The following is an 18891-nucleotide window of genomic DNA, read 5'->3' on the forward strand; positions in this document are numbered from 1 at the left end:
TTTTCTCCCCGACTGACTGAATGCGGCCTAACCTGCCGTTAACATCTTCGCGATCTGGCGCGTACACGGATACTAAGGAGCCAATTTTGAGCGTCAGGTGGTGGGCGATAGTAGGTTGCTTTTCAGGTTTCACCTTCCGACATCGCCCCTGTAAAGTTTTGGCAACTTGAGCCGGACGACTGCGAGCATCCGAAGCCAAAGCAAGGACTTCCTTCTTTGTCAGCCCCGCAGAACGAGTCAGTATTTTCCACTTCACATCTTCTCCTCCAAGAGAACTGAGGGCATCCACAGCTTGAGTAAATTTGGCATCCCGGTAAATTGTTCTGGGACAAGTTTTGAACTGTTCTCCCAGTTCTCGCGCTGTTTTATCTGTCAAACTGTCATTTTGACAGTTTGCCGAACGCTTGCCCCCGCGAGATTGCTTGGTCAGTTCGTACCAAGTGCCACGCAGGTAACTAACAGATTCGGATGTCAGGCTGCGTCGCCCCAGTTGATTGGCGATCGTCCAGACTTTGACTGCGTTCCGGCTGTCAAAAGATATCTCTACAATTTGGTAGGGTATGCCGTGTGCGGTACAAATATCATATCGGTTGTGGCCGTCGAGGAGAAGCTTTTCCTCCGCCCAAACTACTAACGGGTCGCGACATCCCTCGGACAGAAGGCTGGCTTGCAGGGCGGCTTTTTCGCCCTTACTCAGAGGAGGGATGAGAGATTGGAATTCAGCGTCTATGCGCAGTGGTTTCGCAACGGAGGAGGTGCACCCTTCAACACCCCCTGGCAAAACAATTAATGCTTGTCGTTCCCGATCGTGATCGTCTGCTCCTGATTGCATTTGACCCATTCCTAGCTCGCTTGTTGAATGCAATTCGCACCCGCACTGATTCCTGTACTCCGCTTGTGGCGAAGCGCGGGCAGAATTTTCCTTGAATAATTCAACGATAGCATAGTGAACGTCGAAAATTGTCAATAAAGTGCGAAAATAATTAAAAAAGGAAATGCGATCGACGCCATGCCACCCAAGAAAGGAATTCACCCCCATCCGAACTCATTAGCCAACCTCAACCGATCTGGTGGGCAATCTCGCTATGAAGAGCCCAAGAAGCAAAGAAATATTCAGGTAACGTCGGTAGGGTGGGAGGGAATTCGCGCGATCGCAATTGAACGGGGATTGAGCCTCAACGAATTGATCGAACAGATTGGCCGGGGTTTGATTCCCCTTGCTGAAACCAAGGAAAACCATTCAAAGTTGAAATACTGATGCTACATTAACGGACGATCCGGCAAACAGAGTTTACTTTCCCCTAATTCACGATTGTAGGCATATTAATCGCAGAGTCGCGTGTAAGCTACCAGAAAATTATTGACCTCGTAATTATTCGCACTTTAGCTAATCGCTGTGGTGAGAATCTGCGACAAGTAATGCGTAACTCCAAGAAAACCACGGCGGAACCGTGGTTTTTTGTCCGAGGTCAATACTTCCTGGAAAATATTAACGAACCAAACAAATATTTAACTCTATTTTTCACGCTTTTTGAAAAAATAGATATATCTTTTGGTCGATCGCTAAAACAGTCCCCCTTGGGTTAAAAAGGTAAAAAGCAATTAATTATTTGAGCTTTTGACGGCGGCCAAATAATTAACTGCGATACCAATCATTCATGTTTGATACTAAAATACCAATCATTCATGTTTGATATGAATCATTCATGCGTAAAAATATGGCATTATCCGCAAAAAAATTAGTAGCTAGCGTAGACTTCGGAGGCTGTGGGGTGAAGTCAGTAATGAGTTCGTCCAAAGGTGCCAAATTGACTTCAAGCTATATGGAACCCTATGCAGTATCGGTGCCACATTCCAGCGCTGCCGAGTTGCAGGTATCCTTGAAGCTATCTGACCCCGAAAACTGCTGCTGGGTTGGCTGGAACGGTCAGTACGTGGCACTGGGATACTTGGCAGGAACGCACTTTTTGGGAAAGGAGCGATTGGCAGAAGCAAAGGTTGCTACGGCAGTATACAAAGTTTTGGGGATGCTGTGGGTGGCTTCTGAGAGGTTGCAGTTGGGTTCTCAATTTGAGGCTTCTCTGTCGCTGCTGCTTCCAGCTAACGAAATGCACTCGAAATTAGCGCTAGCCGAAAGGATAAAAGAAGTAGCTAAGAATTTTGTGACACCGACAGGAGAAATTCAAGTAAACGTTAGTACAGTACGCTGTTTGCCAGAAGGTGCGGGGATATTTTACTTGCTAGCAGCTCGGATGCCAAATGAGTTGAGAAAGTCGGACATTGCAATAGCGATGTTAGGGTATCGAAACGCATCAATATTAGTATCGAGGCGAGGAACTTTAGAAGTAATTTCTACTTCAAATTTGGGATTTCACGCACTGATTAGAGAGGTGTCCAAGCGAACCAATAACACGTATCCTGAAGAACTGGTTTCAGTGGTAGCTGCTGGGGGATGGGCAGGTAACAAGCTGAGCTTTGAACTGTCGGCAGCCGTTAAGGAAGCGCAACCGCTTTACTTTGGAGTGCTGGAAAATTGGCTGAAAAATTCGATACCCAAAAGTAGCAAGCAACTTGTATTTTGTGGCGGGACAGCCGATTATTTAAAGTTAAAATTAGAGGAGACTTTTGTCACAAGTTTTAAGCTGATTTGGCACGCAGGCGAAAGTTTGCCTCATTCTTTAGATAGTTTTGAGTTGGGTAACAGGTTGCTGGATGCTTACGGTGTTTACTTAGCAGAAACCGCTGTCGCAGGAGAGTTATCAGTTAACCGTTAAATTATTGACAGTCCTGGAGGCATTGAGATGTTAATTATGTCATTCACGTTTGGTTTTCTTTCACTGCGTTATGTAAGTAGACTCCGAATCTCAAATCCTAGTGGGACTTAGACAAAAACCGAGGCAAAAATGGCTTCAAACTTAGATGGAGAAACACTTTTAGCTCAATTAGATATAAATCTTGTATTGAAAAGGGTTTCAGCCGTTTTGAGGTTATCGACCGTTTTGAGGTCATCGATTTTTTGGATTTATATCGTTTCCGGTTGTATCGGAATGATTTAACCTTTCTAGGACACAGAGAACGCAGAGGAGAACCCAGAGAGATGAATAATTTTTATGAATTGCAGATTTGATACCCAGAATGGTTTTCAGCCACTTCAAAGGCTAGAAAATGTCTAAATGTCACTAGCAAAAGTGTCGATAGTGCGTAAGTCCTAATTGATTTATAGGAAGGAGCAAAAACCGTGGAGAACATTGAGAAAAATCAGGAGCCGGAGCAAAAATTAACCCGTAGTTCAACTACAGCATACACTCAAATAACCGTGAAACTGAGAGGTTTAGAGGGCACATCCGACCGCGAGATTTTGGAGTTATTCTCTGGCGTTGACGAAAAGGAGATTGCAGAAATCTATGTTTGGCCGGCCTTGAGATTAATATGGAAACTGCGTGCCAAGGAAGTTGCAGGTTGCCGCGATGACCGAAAATTAAAAGAGTGCGCTGAGTGGATGCGGCGAGAACTCAGGGAGGTGGACAGTCTTGCTAGTTCGTATTTAGAAGAAGCACCCCTCACCTCAATTAGTGCGGGCGATTATAAACAATTAGTTTTGTCGTGTTTTGAGGTTTTAAAAAGAATGTCTGGTTCCGGTAGTTCCGTTGCAATGGCAGATATTTCAGTAGGTCAAAGATATGCAGAAGAGTCTTTATCGGAGAATCAGATATCGGAAGAAGAATCTCGGATTATGGCGTTGAAGTCGCTCCAAAATCTGAGCGATAGCTTTTAAAACGTTCGAGTTAACAGCGATTTCAGCAATCAGTTTATTGCATTCAATCAAGAAGTCGTTCCTAAAGGGTGCATCTCAGTTTTGCATAAACACCAATATCAGCGGCTGAAATCCTTATTATCTTGTATACATTTACAAATGTGAGGTGCACCCTTCCCAAACCTGAGCGATAGCTTTAAAAAAGTTAAAAGTTAACAGCAATTTTAGTAATCAGTTTCTTACATTCAATCAAGAAGTCGTTCCCAAACCTGAGCGATAGGTTTAAAAAGGTTGAAAGTTAACAGCGATTTCAGCAATCAGTTTATTGCATTCAATCAAGTAGTCGCTCCAAAATCTGAGCGATAGCTTTGAAAACGTTTGAGTTAACAGCGATTTTAGCAAGAAATTTCTTACATTCAATCAAGTAGTCGCTCCAAAATCTGAGCGATAACTTTAAAAAGGTTGAAGCTTAACAGCGATTTGAGCAATCAGTTTCTGATATTAAATCAAAAAGATGGCTAGAAAAAAACAAGAATTAGGAGACGCTATGGATGCAGAGAACGGAACCATAGGTTTTGCTGCTGACGGCGAATACAACTACGGTTTAGATGGAACTCAAAATGGACAAGAAGGTGTAGCAGTCGCAGATTCCCAACAGTTATTATCGCTTCCAGAACAGGCACACTGGGTACATTTTTGGGGAGGAGAATCTGGCGGGGTGGGTAAGTCAACCTGCTGTCGCTTGATGGTGCATTATTTGAGCGAGAAATTGAAAAGAGAAGATTTTTGTGCCATCGACTGCGATCGTACAAAACCTGATGTTTCTAATTGGTACGGCGGACAGTTGGGGGAGCGGTGTATTACCAGTTTGTTTTCAGAATCAGAAGAACTTTCTTCCGAAGCGGATGCAATTATTGAGAAAGCGATGGTGCAAGATGCGATCGTAAATTTGCCAGCTCAGGCATTCGACTCTTTTAAAGAGTGGGCCCGCCGCAATGCTCTTGCAGATGTGGTAAAAGAACTCGGAATAGTGCCGGTGATGTGGTTTGTTTCCGACGGGACGCCTTCCTCTTTAGCGCTTTTTGCTGATTCAATGCGCGAGTTTGGTTCTTGGATGCGACACGTTTGGGTGCGTAACTACGGCCGGGAGAAAAGCGAAGTGGCTTGGCAGGCTTTGGAACAGCGGGAAGCTTTTATGAAGCTCAAACCCCAAAAAACTCCTTTGCTGTACGCTTCAGTTGAAATGGAAATTGCGGGGGTTTCTAATTTCGATGGAGCAGGTGTATCTAGATTTTTCATTATGAATGTACCGGCGATGTACGCGCCAGATCGAAAACTTTTTGAGGAAGAACAGAAGCCTTTAAAAATAGTAGCAGAGACTATGAGGTCTGGAAAACCCTTATTTAGTATTAGAAGCCGAAAGTTTTTGGAAGATGTCTGCACTCAATTTGACATAGTGATGACTCATATGGGAGCCAAGAATGAAAAATTTTAGCCTTAAATTGTGCTTGTAGAATGCTAAATTATCAACTTTTAATAAAGAGCAGAAAAATAAAAAATTTTAGCTTTGAATTGTGATTGTGGGAGGTTAAAGTATCAACTTTTAATCCAGGAGTCCGAAATGAAAACTTTAGCTTTAAATTGTGCTGGTGAGATGCTAAATTATCAACCTTTAATCAAGGAGCAAAAAAAGGAAAACTTTAGCTTTAAATTGTGCGATTCTGCAAAGCCTTTTCTGCATTTTGTAGGAGGAGAAAGCGACGGCAGTGGTAAGTCTGTTGTTGCGAAGCTTCTGGCTGAGTGGATTCCAAGCTGCGCGCTATTTGACGCGGGGAGAGGTAGCAATTTGAAGAAGCTTTTTAAATCTAAATGCGAAACTATGGAACCTCCTCCCTGCGATGATTTGGATTGGGCTTGTGAAGCACTGGAATTAGTGCGTCAGGGGCGTTCAGCAGTTATCGATTTACCGGGTAGACGAGGGAGTGAATTTGCCCGCTGGGCTGCATCCAACAGCGTCGGTAGTGCTGCTTCGGAGAACGGGTGGGGTATTTTCCTGTGGTGGGTTTGTGACGGTACGGTTGAGTCTAAATCAGCCCTGCAAAAATCTTTGGAGCTAACTGGAGGCGAATTGGTACATATTTTAGTACGCAATTTACATTTTGAGAATTATTGGTCTGGCTCTCGTAGTAAGTGGGAATGGTGCGGCGAAGATTGGTTTTTGGAACGGGAAGAAGCAGGCAATTTGAAGTCGATCGATCTGCCAAAACTGACTGCCGGACACATGAATTGGATTTCCCGCACGGACGTTACTTTTTTGAACGCACTTTCTGCAAAAGATGCGATCGGTAATTTTGAATTTTATGCAAAAACGCGATCGGCTGTATTTCGATTCGTAAGAGCTAGTTTTGAGCAATTATCGAGTTGCAATGAAAGTTGAAAGTTGAAAGTTGAAAGTTGAAAGTTGAAAGTTGACAGTTGACAGTTGAACGTCTGGTTTTTAGGAAGTAATTTAAACAGTTGAAAATTGATAGATATTTGATAGTTGGGTTTTTAGGATTAAATTTAAACAATTAATAGTTGATATGGTGGCTTTTAGGATAAAGATTAAAATATTTGATAGTTAACAGTTGACAACTTTTTAATTGTAAAGGAGAATGTAAGAAGGTGAAAAAAACAGAGTTAGATATAGAAGATTTTGACAGCGACCCAGAACTAGATTCCGGTAAAACCGCAGTTTTGGATTACGAAAAAATTCGGGAAATAGTTCAGTGGTTTGCCCCAGAGAATATACCGACTAGCGTGGAAGAGTTTAAAAAAGATGTAGTAGAAGAACTTTCTAAGAACCACGATGTTTCTCCGAACGATCCCGAATTTGACACTCTTCTGAGAATGCAGAGGTTGGAACTTCTTTTGCGATTGCTTCCATCTATATTTGATGGAGTATTTTTCAATTGGCTTGAGCGGGTTAATAGCATTACGAAAGAGCAGTCAGAGTGGCTGTTTGAGGTGAAAGCTGTAGCTGAGCAGTACGCGCTCAAGGCAAATGCTTCGGCACTTGAACCGTTATCTAAACCAGATGGGACTTTTTTTGCTTCAGAAGTTACTCGAAGTGGGAAAATATTAGATTTAAAATTTCTGCTAGCAGCCGGGTTGTTTTCACTGCTTACATTTGTAGGAGGTTATCAGTTAGCTTTATCGAATTGCCAGTCTCATTTAACATTACCGCAGCAGAAAACAACGAAGTAATTTAACAACAACAAAAGAGGATGGTTAATATGCCGACAAGAAAAGCAAAGATAGCAGAAAAAGAAGTAGTAGCAGAGCTGCCAAGAGCAGATTTATCTCAACCAGTTACTGCGGTCGCGGAGGATTCATCTAAGGCTGTGTATTTGGTAGATTTGATGTCAAAATCAAATCAAAAAGCCTTGTTTGGAGAAAAAGGCGATCGCCCAAACGATATTGCCTTAGCGGCAGTAGTAAACGACGCTAAAGGAGTACAGAAAGCCGCTACAGAGGCTGGGTACGAAGTAAAAGGTTCAGTTGATACAATAGGGCGCGTCGCAATGAAATCGCTGGGCGTCAGTGCAGAACCCGGTACAGCACCGGCTGTTTTCAAAAGTCAGCACGGTGACAGTGCTAGTAGGTTAGATTCGGCGAAATCGATGGTGAAAGAAGACCCTACACCGGCGACTACCATTGACATTCATTTAAAGGTTAAAGAATCGGCTCCTCAAGCATACGAGGCGGTGTGTCCGGCACCTTTGAAGCAGCAGCATTCTGAAGTATATTCGATTCGGAGAATCAATAAGGAAATTCAAGAACAATCTTGGAAATCGTCATCCGAGGATGCTTATGCTCTTGGCTCAATTAAACCGATTCAAGACTTATATCAATCTGAAGCGACTGCGAGATTTACCAGGATAAAAGAAGAGGTTCAACCGAAGATTGATGGCATTTCATTGAACAGTTTTGTAGAGTGGGCTGCGGACGCTCAGAAGCTGCATCGTAGTTCAGAATATCAAGACCGGGTTCAGAATGCTGGCAGAATGAAAGTAACGGGTGATCTACTTGATACGAAGACTTTATCAGAGTCTTTGAAACAGTATGAAGCAAGCATTCAGCAAGCGGACAACGGTAAAGTTCATTTAAAAAATGAGCGGATAGAAAGCCGTCCGACACCTGCTGCTGTCCGAGAATATAAGGAGGAAATGAAAGCTGTTCATTACGAGTCGATGCCAAAACAGTGGGATGTTGTCCAGCAGTATATGGAAAAAGACCGGGAATCTGCTTCTAAGCTCCAGGCATTACCTGCTAAGAGCAAAAATTCTTCGGAATTGGGAGGTTGATTATAAGTTTGTGTTGATTTTTTTCGATTTCAATTTCGATTTCAATTTCAAGGTTAAAATTAGGAGTTTTTATGGTATTAGATGTTGTTTCAGCAAAAAACACCTTGAGGGACATTAGGGATTTGTTGATGCCTCAAGACATTCCAGAATATGCGGTTTATTGCGTTCGTGGTGTACCGTCTTATAAATTTTGTCCCAGTCTACCAGGCGATGACGGATTTTGGGTTGTAGGTGGAGAAGAGCGGAACGATTTAATGAACCAATCAGAAATTAAGCAGTTGTGGGAATTTGAAGAAGCCATGATTTTTGATGGTGAACTGGTTTACGGCGTGAAAGAAGGTCAAGTAGTTGAAAGCAAGTATTTATTGCTACGACAGAACTTTTTAGAAGTGATTTGATTTTTATCTTAGCCACACTCTTTGAGAAAAAAGGAAACGTGCAATCATTGCACGTTTCCTCCATTATGCTGTTAACTAAGTTTAGTATTCGGACGGTAATAGCAAAGTGGTGTCGCACAACCACAGCTTAATTTCGTCTAGCGGGAAGTCTGAAAACTCTATTTCTTGGCTGTAGGCGGGTGGTGTTTCTGAATCCTCCTTACAAATCAGCAAAAATTCACATTCCTGCTGTCTTGTGAGTTCCCAGATTTGGAATCCTTTGAGCATTTCATTGCCAGATTTTTTGATGTCTGGTTGGTATGAGGCAATTGCGTCGATTAACCAAGTACATTCTGCTTCTCGAACGAGGAACATGACACCTTCCGTTAGTTCGATCGTCGTCTGAATTAGCCGATGGGTGTACAATGTTTCGCTACCGCAAAAGCCCGGTAGTAACTCAAGCAGTTCTTCTTTTGTTTTCATGTGTTTGAGTTGTGATTTATCAAAAACTAGGCGCGAAGCGCTGTTATGATTAGGTTGTAAAAAAAAAGAGAATTAGTTGACTATGAAGTTATAATTCTCTTTGTTAACATTTATCGTCAGTTTTTTTTAGTCTTTCAGAACCCTAATGGTTCAATGTGGTAAGACTCTTGGCAAGTGCAATGGAGCTTTTGAAGGCGTTCTAACTCTTCAATTTTTGCAGTTGTTAGGTGGGTTAAAGTCAGCTTGAGGTGGCTGATTAAACTTGATAAAGCCTCTACACTTTCCGTACCGAACTTCAGGGTTACGCTGGTTTCGTTGAAGCCTTCAAATAGCGTTACTGTGTCAGGGCTAGAGCAGCAAGTAGTTAAGCTGCTGACATATACGACGTGGCTTGATGTGATTTTCATGGTATTTTTTAGCTTGCGAATGCGAATTTGTGCTGTTACTGGCGCGGAGCGCTTGCAAGCCTTGATTGACGAGAAAACCACTTGGTAAAATTACTACAATCTACTAATTTCCATCCTACCTGGGCGCAAATTTGGTGGGCATTTTGAAGTTCTTCTTCAGTGAGATTTTTGTATTTTTGTGCTTGACCATTTTTTGTGAACAAATAAGTTTGGTAAAAGTGACCAACTTTTGCGTAACCTACTGTTTTAGTGATTGTTTCTGGCTTCAGTAAAAAGTCAGGGCAGTGCCAGACTTTCACTTCTAGTTGACAAGTATTGATTCTTTTTGATTGGCGGATTTGGCAATCACCCCATCCGTGAGTTATTAGCAGCTTCATGAATTTTTCCGCTGCTGCTTCTGAATCAAATCCGAAATAGGCAGTTTGTCTTGTTCCTTGAGGATTGATTATTTCGCCGGACTTTTTAGAGTGAAGGACAAATTTCCATCCTTCATTGAGAAAAGTTATTTGTGGGAAAAATTCTGCCATTTTTTTAGTTCTGAGCTGAGTTCAATTACACAGCGCAGAGCGCCAACTACATAAGGCGGGTATTTATATTCTACTGGTTGAGCTTACAGCAATATTATCGCAAATTATTTAATAACTTATCTAACAACTTATTATTTAATATGTATAAGTTATAAACTCGGAGAGTATTGAAAAAAAAATCCCCAAATGGGGATTTTTCCTAAACTCATCTAAAATGGAATGTGAGTATATTCACTCTCGTCTAGTTCCATCTCAGTTTGAAAGCTACTCTCAAACGAAGTCAGTTCTGCTTCCGATTGCTGTTTAGAAACAGGTTTTGATTTGGACTGCGGTTGAAATTCCGGTTTCATTTTACCCTGGCTTTTTGCAGTTAGTTTTGATGCAATTTCCGGTTTGGCTTGAGTTTCTGGCTGTGGTTCGGTGTTGATTTCCGCTATTTCCGCGTCTTCTATATTGAAGACAGGAATATTTTCTTCAATTGTGATGTATCCTTTACAGGTACACAAAATTTTGTCAGTATTTTGAGACTCAATGAGTTCGGCAGACAGATTTTTGGCAGAGAATGGAATGCTAGCAAATTCCATGTCTTCCCGACCGCGAAACTCAAAAATTCCAGTGCCTGTAACAAGGCTATTCTCGCCTTGTTGTCTGAAGTCATACTCGTCATCTTTTATGACTATCAGAGATAGCGTGCAAGTTTGCATCATGAGAGTTTCTCCTGTGTTTATGTGGTTGCTTGCTAATATTCGATGCCGCGATACCAAATTTACATAAAGCTGCATAGAATCGCAGGGTAACAAAATCGAAACCTGGCTTTGTTTTCAGCTTGTCTATGTTCTATGCAGCTTCATGCTTGATAACGTAGTCAGTAAAGAGTTAGAATGGTCAACTATGGACTTGATTTTCAAGCCCCCACTCGAATATTTAATTTAGTGGTGGGTAGTTGACCATTCCAGTGCGATCGCTGTTACGGAGAGAATTGCCTATCACACATAAAGATTCATTGGCTGTTTATCTAATTTACAGCCAACAAACCCGACATATTCAGCACTTTTTCTGACCAAAGTCTTCCTTCTTCTCCAACTCTATTTCGTTTTTCCGCATCTTCCCAAATCGCAGCCCAAGAATACTGCCAGCAAGCTAACTGAATTTGCAACTCAACTAACTCAGCAGCTATTTCTATTTCTGCATCTTGAGCCGTCCATTCAATAAACAGCTTACTTTCTTGCAGCAAACCTTCAATTATTTCGCCATTAGCTACATTTTGACAGCGAGACTTAATTCGTGCCAGATTTGACGCTAAATTTCCCAAGCGAATTGGTAGTTCGTCTTGCAAATAGCGTTCTTTTAAAGCATTCCAATCTCTCATAACCCTCCTAATAACTGTTGAACAATTCGAGCAACTTGTTGTCTAATTATCGGATCTTGAATTTCCATCGAACGATTGTTTTGGCGGGGACGGATATTGATTAAAGATTCGTATCCTACTTCTTGTGTAAGCGGATACCAATCTGCTCCCCAAATATCTACTTGCTTGCTCCCATTTTCGAGCAAGACAGCTTCGCAATCAGCGTGAAGTTCTCCACCTCCTGCCAAAATTCCCCTTTCGATATCCACTGCTAGTTTAATATAACTGCTAAGGATTTCTAACATTTCTTCAAGTTGCTCTTGAGTTGCACGCTTTTGAATCAGATTAATCATCAGTGTCTATGCTTTCGATAGTATCTTTAAATGCAGCAGGCATTTGGAGAAGCAATATGCTATCCCAATATGCGTTCGCATAGCGTGCCGGAGGCATTCGCAGTTTCATTCTTTCCTAGTCAGACTCCAGAAACAGCACACCATAATACAGCATATTCCAGGTTCATGAAGTACAGTAGCAAAATTCTCGATCGACTAACTACGTAGATTGACAAAATTGCGCGTACACAAATACATGGAATATGCTGTAAATTGGTATGATTAGTTAGTTTCAGCAAAGATAGATGTTAAAATACCTTTGCTGAAACAGGAGTTTTGCCGTTGTGGTTGTAGGCAATTTTTCCGAAAGAGTTGACTTTGGGAAGAGTTGCGCTTTGTGTTTCTCGATCGCGTTTTTCTAGGAGAGTTACCCGCTGGATTTTTACAACCAGTTTTGAATGAAATTCGCCGTTGTGTCCCGTCCAGCTTTCGACGGTTACTTGACCTTCGACACCGACGAGACTGCCTTTTCTGGTGTAATTGGTAAGTACCTCACCTGTTTTTCCCCAAGCTTCAATGGAAAACCAGTCAGTTTCATCAGACATCTTTCTCTTGATGGCAAGAGAAGATTTTGTCACGGATGCTCCAGATTGAAAGTAGGTGATTTCTGGATCTCGACCGAGGCGACCTACAAGCATAATTGTGTTCATGCAAATTCCTCTTTAATGGTTGTAAATTTTGCGCGTAGCGCTCTTATTTATTAATTTATTTTAATTCAATACCGTTAACTTTTATTAAGGATGTCATTTCAACACAAAATTAGTGCTAAGCATGGTAAAATCTCATAATAAAATGTGGTGCAGCTTAAGCTTGTTAATTTTCAATCTCCAGAACTTCTTGATTGCCAAAGCAGTTCTGAAAGTAAGTGAATAAATTTACATTTCTTTATATCTTATCCAATTTTGCACGTCTCCCGACTTGAATCAGTAACGATTTGTTTCATTTTTTTATTTTCGACGCAATAAGCATTAAAAACGAAAGAAGAGTCTCGATCTAAGAATTCTGCATTGCTTTTCTTCATAACTAAATAGTTCGAGCCAGGAGCGCCCGAAACAGCACACCGTTTCTCCCTAGCGAGTGTCCTTTATGAACGAACAATCCTCCACTGCACATCAGTCGCCGTCTTCCTTTGGACAAAGTAACGGTAATGGCACAGACAAGAGTTACTATACTCCACCGCCTGCTGTGTCGTTACCGAAGGGGGGAGGAGCGATTAAAGGGATGGGTGAGAAATTTGCGGCTAATCCGGTGACTGGTACAGGTTCCATGAGTATACCAATTGCTAGCAGTCCCAGTCGATCGGGATTTGGGCCGCAGTTGTCTCTATCCTACGATTCTGGTGCTGGTAATGGCATATTTGGTTTGGGTTGGAATCTATCGCTGCCCTCAATTACCCGCAAGACAGATAAAGGTTTACCGCGCTATTGGGATTTAGAAGAGTCCGATATTTTCATTCTTTCTGGTGCAGAAGATTTGGTTCCTGTACTCAAAGATGGCACAGTAGATGAAACGCTGCAAAATGGCTACCGAATTCGCAAATATCGTCCCCGAATTGAAGGGTTGTTTGCTCGAATTGAACGGTGGACAAAATTAGATTTAGGAGAAACGCACTGGCGATCGGTCTCCAAAGACAATATTACCACATTGTATGGTAAAACTGCCGAAAGTCGGATTGCCGATCCGATCGATAAAACCCGTATTTTTAGCTGGCTAATTTGCGAAAGTTATGATGATAAGGGCAATGCGATTCGCTATGAATATAAATCGGAAGATAAAGACAATTCAGTAGGGATTAATACTGCACAGGCACATGAGCGGAATCGGACTCCGGAGAGTCGATCTACCAATCGCTACCTGAAGCGAATCAAATATGGGAATCGCATTCCTTATCAATCAGGTAAAGATCTGGCTGTGCGATCGGATTGGATGTTTGAGGTGGTGTTTGACTATGGGGAACACGATCTAATCAATCCCATCCCCAATGAATTAGGGCAATGGACTGTTGAGACTGTTCGTAACGATCCGTTTTCGTCTTATCGATCTGGTTTTGAAGTTCGGACTTATCGATTATGTCGGCGGGTGTTGATGTTCCATCACTTCCCAGATGAGGTCAATGTAGGGCAGGGTTGTTTAGTGCGATCGACTGATTTCACCTATTCCTATTCTTCAGAACAAAATCTCACTAATGTTAGCCATCCTATTTACTCATTATTACTTTCAGTCAAACAGACAGGATACAAACGAAATTCTGAAGATGGGTATATTCAGAAATCTTTGCCGACGCTGGAATTTACTTACAGCGAAGCCAATATTGACGAGGCGGTGCGGGAAGTCGATCGCACCAGCTTAGAAAATCTGCCTCAAGGACTCGATGGAACGCGATATCAGTGGGTAGATTTAGATGGAGAAGGCTTATCGGGAATTTTGACAGAACAGGGAAATGGATGGTTTTATAAGCGTAATCTCAGCCCGGTTAATACGGTTGAAATCGATGGTGATAAGCAGATTAAAGCAAAATTTTTCCCAGTTGAATTAGTCGTTACTAAACCTGCAACTGGTTTAAATAATGGCGCACAGTTTCTTGACTTAGCAGGCGACGGGCAACTCGATTTGGTGACTTTACGCAGTCCCAATCCCGGTTTTTATGAACGGACTCACAACGAAGATTGGGAATCATTTGTTGCCTTTAAATCTTTACCTAACATAGATTGGGATAATCCAAACTTGAAGTTTATCGACCTGAATGGGGACGGACACAGCGATATTCTGATTACAGAAGATAATTGTTTTGTTTGGCATCCATCCTTAGCCGAAGATGGGTTTGATGCGGCGGAACGGGTGTACCAACCCTGGGATGAGGAAAAGGGGCCGCGTGTGGTATTTGCCGACAGTACCCAGTCGATTTACCTGGCAGATATGTCGGGGGATGGGTTGACGGATATTGTGCGAATTCGGAATGGTGAAGTGTGTTATTGGGCAAATTTAGGATACGGGCGATTTAGCACTAAGGTAACGATGGATAATTCGCCCTGGTTTGATGCACCGGATATCTTTAATCAGCGACGGATTTTATTGGCAGATATTGATGGTTCTGGAACCACGGATATTCTCTATTTGAGTGGGGAAGGGGTACAGGTTTATTTCAATCAGTCGGGTAATAGTTGGTCGGTAAAGCGGGTATTGAAGAGTTTTCCGGCGATCGACAATGTGGCTTCGGTGACAACAGTTGACTTGTTAGGAAATGGAACAGCTTGTTTGGTGTGGTCTTCGCCATTGCCGGGGAGTGCGCCTCGTATGATGCGTTATATCGACTTGATGGGTGGGCAAAAGCCACATTTATTAATTAAAACTGCGAACAACATGGGTGCAGAAACTGTTGTCCAGTATGCGCCATCCACTAAGTTTTATTTGCAAGATAAATTGGCAGGTAAACCTTGGATTACCAAGCTGCCGTTTCCAGTTCATGTAGTGGAACGGGTGGAAACTTACGATCGCATCTCTGGCAATCGCTTCGTGACTCGTTATGCCTACCACCACGGTTATTTCGATGGTGTAGAACGGGAATTTCGTGGCTTTGGCATGGTGGAACAGTGGGATACAGAAGAAATCGGTACAATTAAACCTCAAGACACATCATCTGACAGTACCAATCTAGATGTGGCATCTTTTGTACCGCCCGTGCATACTAAGACTTGGTTTCATACAGGGGTTTTTCTAGATAGAGAGCGCATTTCTAACTTTTTTGCCAAAGAATACTATCGGGAATCGGGAGTAACTGAAACCGAATTTCAGGCAACTTTATTACCCGATACGGTACTTCCTATTGGCTTAAAATTGCCAGATAATTCTGTTCTATCTCGCAGTTTAACGATCGCGGAAGAGTACGAAGCTTGTCGATCGCTTAAAGGTCGAATTCGGCGTCAGGAAATTTATGCGATAGACGGTTTAGAAAAAAGCCAGTATCCCTACAGTGTTTCAGAACGGAATTATGAAATTTGTTGGCTGCAACCGAAGCAGGATAAGCAACACGCTGTCTTCTACACGCACGATCGCGAAACGATTGACTATCACTACGAACGGAGTTTTATCCTCGATCTAGCCGATCCTGAACCAGATATAAAGAAGAAGCGCAAGATTTTCGATCCGCGTGTGACTCATGCAATGACATTAGAAGTAGATGCGTTTGGGAATGTTTTAAAATCGGTTGCTATTGCTTGTCCTCGCCGTTCTCCTGCTTATCCAGAACAAGCAAAAACACTCATTACTTACACAGAAAATCAAGTTACCAATAAACCTGATGAACTAGATTGGTATCGCATTAGTGTGCCAATTGAGACACGCACTTACGAAATTACTGGTTTAACTTCGACAATTCCATTTGTGCTGGACTTTATCCGCAGTCAGTTGTTAAGTGCGATCGCAATAGCTTACGAAACACTTCCCACATCCGGCACGTTACAAAAGCGGTTAATCGAGCGAGTGAGAACACTTTATCGCAAAGACAGCGAAGCCAACACCACCGATCCAACCCCGTTACCGCTGGGGCAAATTGACTCTTTAGCATTGCCTTGTGAGAGCTTTAAATTGGCATTTATGCCAGGATTGCTGGCTCAGGTTTACAGCAGTAAGATCGCCTATAGTGAGTTAAATACGCTACTAAATAACGAAGGGAAATACGTACAGCAAGATAATGATTGGTGGATTCCATCGGGTCGGCAGGCGTTTGAGCCAACTAAGTTCTATTTACCTGTTAAAATCAAAGACCCGTTTGGTAATGTTTATACCAGTACCTACGACAAATATCACTTATCTGTTATTCAAACGATCGATCCGCTCAATAATACGATCGCAATTCGGAACAATTACCGCACCCTACAACCGGAACAAATTACCGATCCAAATGGTAATCGATCGCAGGCGGAGTTTGATGCTTTGGGCATGGTGGTTGCTACAGCCATCATGGGTAAGGAAAGTGAGAACAAAGGGGACTCATTTGCGAACTTTAAAGCTGACCTCACCGATGATGAAATTAAGGCTTTATTTGATACTAACGACCCGCATTCATTGGCAGCACAACATCTGGGGACGGCAACGACGCGGATTATTTATGACTTGAATCGTACTCCTGTTTGTGCAGCATCTATGGTTCGCGAAACCCATATTAATGACTTAAATGCAGGACAACAATCTAAAGTTCAACTGAGTTTCGTTTATTCCGATGGCTTTGGACGGGAGGCGCAAACTAAGGTGCAAGCAGAACCAGGCCCCCTCGATTTAAGTGTGCCGAATTCACCCATCCTAAATCCGCGCTGGGTGGGTACGGGGGCGACAATCTACAACAATAAGGGTAAACCTGTCAGGCAATACGAGCCGTTTTTCAGTCCTACGCACAAATTTGGGATTGAAAAACATGGCGTTAGCAGCACACTGTTTTACGATCCTGTTGAACGGGTTGTTGCTACGCTGCATCCGAATCATACCTACGAGAAAGTAGTTTTTGACCCGTGGCAGCAAAAAACCTACGATGTTAACGACACGGTGACTTTTGACCCCAAAACCGATCGCGATGTGAGTGCGTTTTTTACGAAATTGCCCGATGAGGATTATTTGCCCACTTGGTATCAACAGCGGATTAATCAGGCATTAGGGACTGATGAGAAAGGCGCAGCCCAAAAAGCATCAAAACACGCTGATACTCCCTCTTTTGCGTATTTAGACACGCTAGGACGCACATTTTTAACCATTGCCGATAATGGAAAAGATGCTAATGGCAATGACCGGAAATATCGCACTCATGTTGAGTTGGACATCGAAGGTAATCAACGTGCGGTAACGAATGCTCTAGAACGCATTGTCATGAAATACGATTATGATATGTTGGGCGATCGTATTCACCAGTCTAGTATGGAAGCAGGCGATCGTTGGATGCTGAATAATGTAGCAGGTAAGCCTATTCGGATGTGGGATAGTCGCAACCATATTTTGCGTACTACTTATGATGCGTTATTGCGTCCTACTCAATTATTTGTCAAGGCTGGTAATGAGCCGGAAATACTGGCTGAAAAAACGGTTTATGGTGAAGTGCAAGGCGATGTGAAAAACCATCGGGGCAGGATTTATCAACATTTTGATGGTGCCGGTGTTGCTACGAATGTGGAATTTGATTTTAAGGGAAATCTGGAACGTAGCACGCGCCAATTGGTGAAGGATTACACAAAAATTCCTAATTGGTTGGATAACCCCGTTTTAGAAACTGAAATCTTTAGCAGCAGTAGCCGTTATGATGCGTTAAATCGACCGATTCAGTTAATTGCACCTCATAGTAACAAGCAGAATCCGAAACTCAATATCACCCGCCCTGGTTACAATGAGGCGAATTTATTGGAACGGATGGATGTTTGGTTGGGAGAAACGGCTGAACCAATAGCATTACTGGTTCCGCAGGCTGCGAATTTTCATACTGTGACTAATATCGACTATAACGCCAAGGGACAGCGCACTCTAATTGAATACGGGAATGGAGCAAAAACTGAGTATACCTACGATGAAACAACCTTCCGTTTAACTCATCTTAAAACTACGCGAGGTGGTGCAGTATTTCAAGATTTGTTTTATATCTACGATCCTGTTGGCAATATTACTCGCATTCGGGATGAGGCCCAGCAAACTATCTTTTTTAAGGGACAGGTTGTCTTGCCACAATGCGATTATATTTACGATGCAATCTACCGACTGGTTGAGGCAACGGGACGGGAGCATATCGGACAAATTGGGCAGCCAGAAACCACATGGAATGACGAGTTTCGCGTGAATCTGCCGCATCCTAATGAGGGAAAGGCGATGCGGAACTATACCGAACAATATCTCTATGATGCTGTTGGTAATTTTGAGAAGTTAATCCATCAGGCGGCGAATGGTAATTGGACTCGTGCTTATGCTTATAACGAAGGGAGTTTAATTGAACCTGCTAAAAAGAGCAATCGTCTGAGTAGTACGACTGTGGGAGTACCTGAAACTTACACCTACGATGCTCACGGCAATATGACGAGTATGCCTCACTTGATGCTGATGCAGTGGAATTATAAGGATGAGTTGAGTGCGACTTCGCGGCAGGCTGTGAATGATGTGCCACCACCTGACAAAGTGCCGGAGATAACTTTCTATGTTTATGATGCTAGTGGCGAGAGGGTTCGTAAAGTTACGGTAAGGATTCAGGTCAAAAAAAATTCAGTGACGGCATCTGGTAAAATAAACGAA

At 42.6% G+C, this 18891-nt stretch carries 18 protein-coding genes; 10 read left to right on the forward strand and 8 right to left on the reverse strand.

What is annotated here, in order from left to right:
* On the reverse strand, positions 1-841 hold an 841-nt coding region (locus tag QT974_RS13240; protein WP_333468936.1), incomplete at its 3' end, for a hypothetical protein.
* A 168-nt stretch (positions 842-1009) separates the two neighbouring features.
* On the opposite strand from QT974_RS13240, the gene QT974_RS13245 reads away from it, so the two are divergent.
* The 9 genes from QT974_RS13245 to QT974_RS13285 all read left to right on the forward strand — a co-directional run bounded on the left by QT974_RS13245 (position 1010) and on the right by QT974_RS13285 (position 8498).
* Positions 1010-1258, forward strand: coding sequence for a hypothetical protein (locus QT974_RS13245; RefSeq protein ID WP_333468937.1), 249 nt, complete (start codon positions 1010-1012; stop codon positions 1256-1258).
* A gap of 161 nt (positions 1259-1419) precedes the next feature.
* The gene (locus tag QT974_RS13250) at positions 1420-1587 is read left to right on the forward strand and encodes a hypothetical protein (protein WP_333468938.1); all 168 of its coding nucleotides are present in this window, start codon (positions 1420-1422) and stop codon (positions 1585-1587) included.
* 131 nt (positions 1588-1718) lie between these two features.
* The gene (locus tag QT974_RS13255) at positions 1719-2774 is read left to right on the forward strand and encodes a ParM/StbA family protein (RefSeq protein ID WP_333468939.1); all 1056 of its coding nucleotides are present in this window, start codon (positions 1719-1721) and stop codon (positions 2772-2774) included.
* Between the two features lie 464 nt (positions 2775-3238).
* Positions 3239-3775, forward strand: coding sequence for a hypothetical protein (locus QT974_RS13260; protein WP_333468940.1), 537 nt, complete (start codon positions 3239-3241; stop codon positions 3773-3775).
* A gap of 493 nt (positions 3776-4268) precedes the next feature.
* Positions 4269-5249, forward strand: a complete 981-nt coding sequence (locus tag QT974_RS13265) for a hypothetical protein (RefSeq protein WP_333468941.1) — start codon at positions 4269-4271, stop codon at positions 5247-5249.
* A gap of 126 nt (positions 5250-5375) precedes the next feature.
* Entirely contained in the window at positions 5376-6191 is an 816-nt protein-coding gene (locus QT974_RS13270; protein WP_333468942.1) for a hypothetical protein, read from the forward strand.
* A 227-nt stretch (positions 6192-6418) separates the two neighbouring features.
* Entirely contained in the window at positions 6419-7000 is a 582-nt protein-coding gene (locus tag QT974_RS13275) for a hypothetical protein (protein ID WP_333468943.1), read from the forward strand.
* Between the two features lie 29 nt (positions 7001-7029).
* Positions 7030-8100: a hypothetical protein gene (locus tag QT974_RS13280; RefSeq protein ID WP_333468944.1), complete on the forward strand. Its 1071-nt coding sequence runs from the start codon at positions 7030-7032 to the stop codon at positions 8098-8100.
* A 71-nt stretch (positions 8101-8171) separates the two neighbouring features.
* Complete coding sequence (locus tag QT974_RS13285; protein WP_333468945.1) at positions 8172-8498, forward strand: hypothetical protein; 327 nt, start codon at positions 8172-8174, stop codon at positions 8496-8498.
* Between the two features lie 81 nt (positions 8499-8579).
* Here the strand turns inward: QT974_RS13285 and QT974_RS13290 are convergent, their stop codons facing one another.
* The 7 genes from QT974_RS13290 to ssb form a co-directional block, all read right to left on the reverse strand.
* Positions 8580-8960 (reverse strand): DUF6876 family protein, encoded by a 381-nt coding sequence (locus tag QT974_RS13290; protein ID WP_333468946.1) that lies wholly within the window; start codon positions 8958-8960, stop codon positions 8580-8582.
* 134 nt (positions 8961-9094) lie between these two features.
* Complete coding sequence (locus QT974_RS13295) at positions 9095-9367, reverse strand: hypothetical protein (RefSeq protein ID WP_333468947.1); 273 nt, start codon at positions 9365-9367, stop codon at positions 9095-9097.
* A 35-nt stretch (positions 9368-9402) separates the two neighbouring features.
* Positions 9403-9894, reverse strand: a complete 492-nt coding sequence (locus QT974_RS13300; protein ID WP_333468948.1) for a hypothetical protein — start codon at positions 9892-9894, stop codon at positions 9403-9405.
* A 209-nt stretch (positions 9895-10103) separates the two neighbouring features.
* Positions 10104-10601 carry a hypothetical protein gene (locus QT974_RS13305; protein ID WP_333468949.1) on the reverse strand — a complete coding sequence of 166 codons (498 nt, stop codon included), beginning with the start codon at positions 10599-10601 and terminating at the stop codon, positions 10104-10106.
* 308 nt (positions 10602-10909) lie between these two features.
* Positions 10910-11263, reverse strand: coding sequence for a hypothetical protein (locus tag QT974_RS13310; RefSeq protein WP_333468950.1), 354 nt, complete (start codon positions 11261-11263; stop codon positions 10910-10912).
* Positions 11260-11595 carry a DUF5674 family protein gene (locus QT974_RS13315; RefSeq protein WP_293196064.1) on the reverse strand — a complete coding sequence of 112 codons (336 nt, stop codon included), beginning with the start codon at positions 11593-11595 and terminating at the stop codon, positions 11260-11262. Before QT974_RS13315 ends, QT974_RS13310 begins: the two co-directional genes overlap by 4 nt.
* A gap of 287 nt (positions 11596-11882) precedes the next feature.
* A complete protein-coding gene (gene ssb / locus QT974_RS13320; RefSeq protein ID WP_333468951.1) occupies positions 11883-12284 on the reverse strand; it encodes a single-stranded DNA-binding protein in 402 nt (133 codons plus the stop codon).
* Between the two features lie 436 nt (positions 12285-12720).
* Here ssb and QT974_RS13325 point away from each other — a divergent pair.
* The coding region (locus QT974_RS13325) for a SpvB/TcaC N-terminal domain-containing protein (RefSeq protein WP_333468952.1) at positions 12721-18891 on the forward strand (6171 nt) is incomplete at its 3' end.

Source organism: Microcoleus sp. BM001215392, assembly GCF_036700185.1.
Taxonomy (GTDB): domain Bacteria; phylum Cyanobacteriota; class Cyanobacteriia; order Cyanobacteriales; family Microcoleaceae; genus Microcoleus.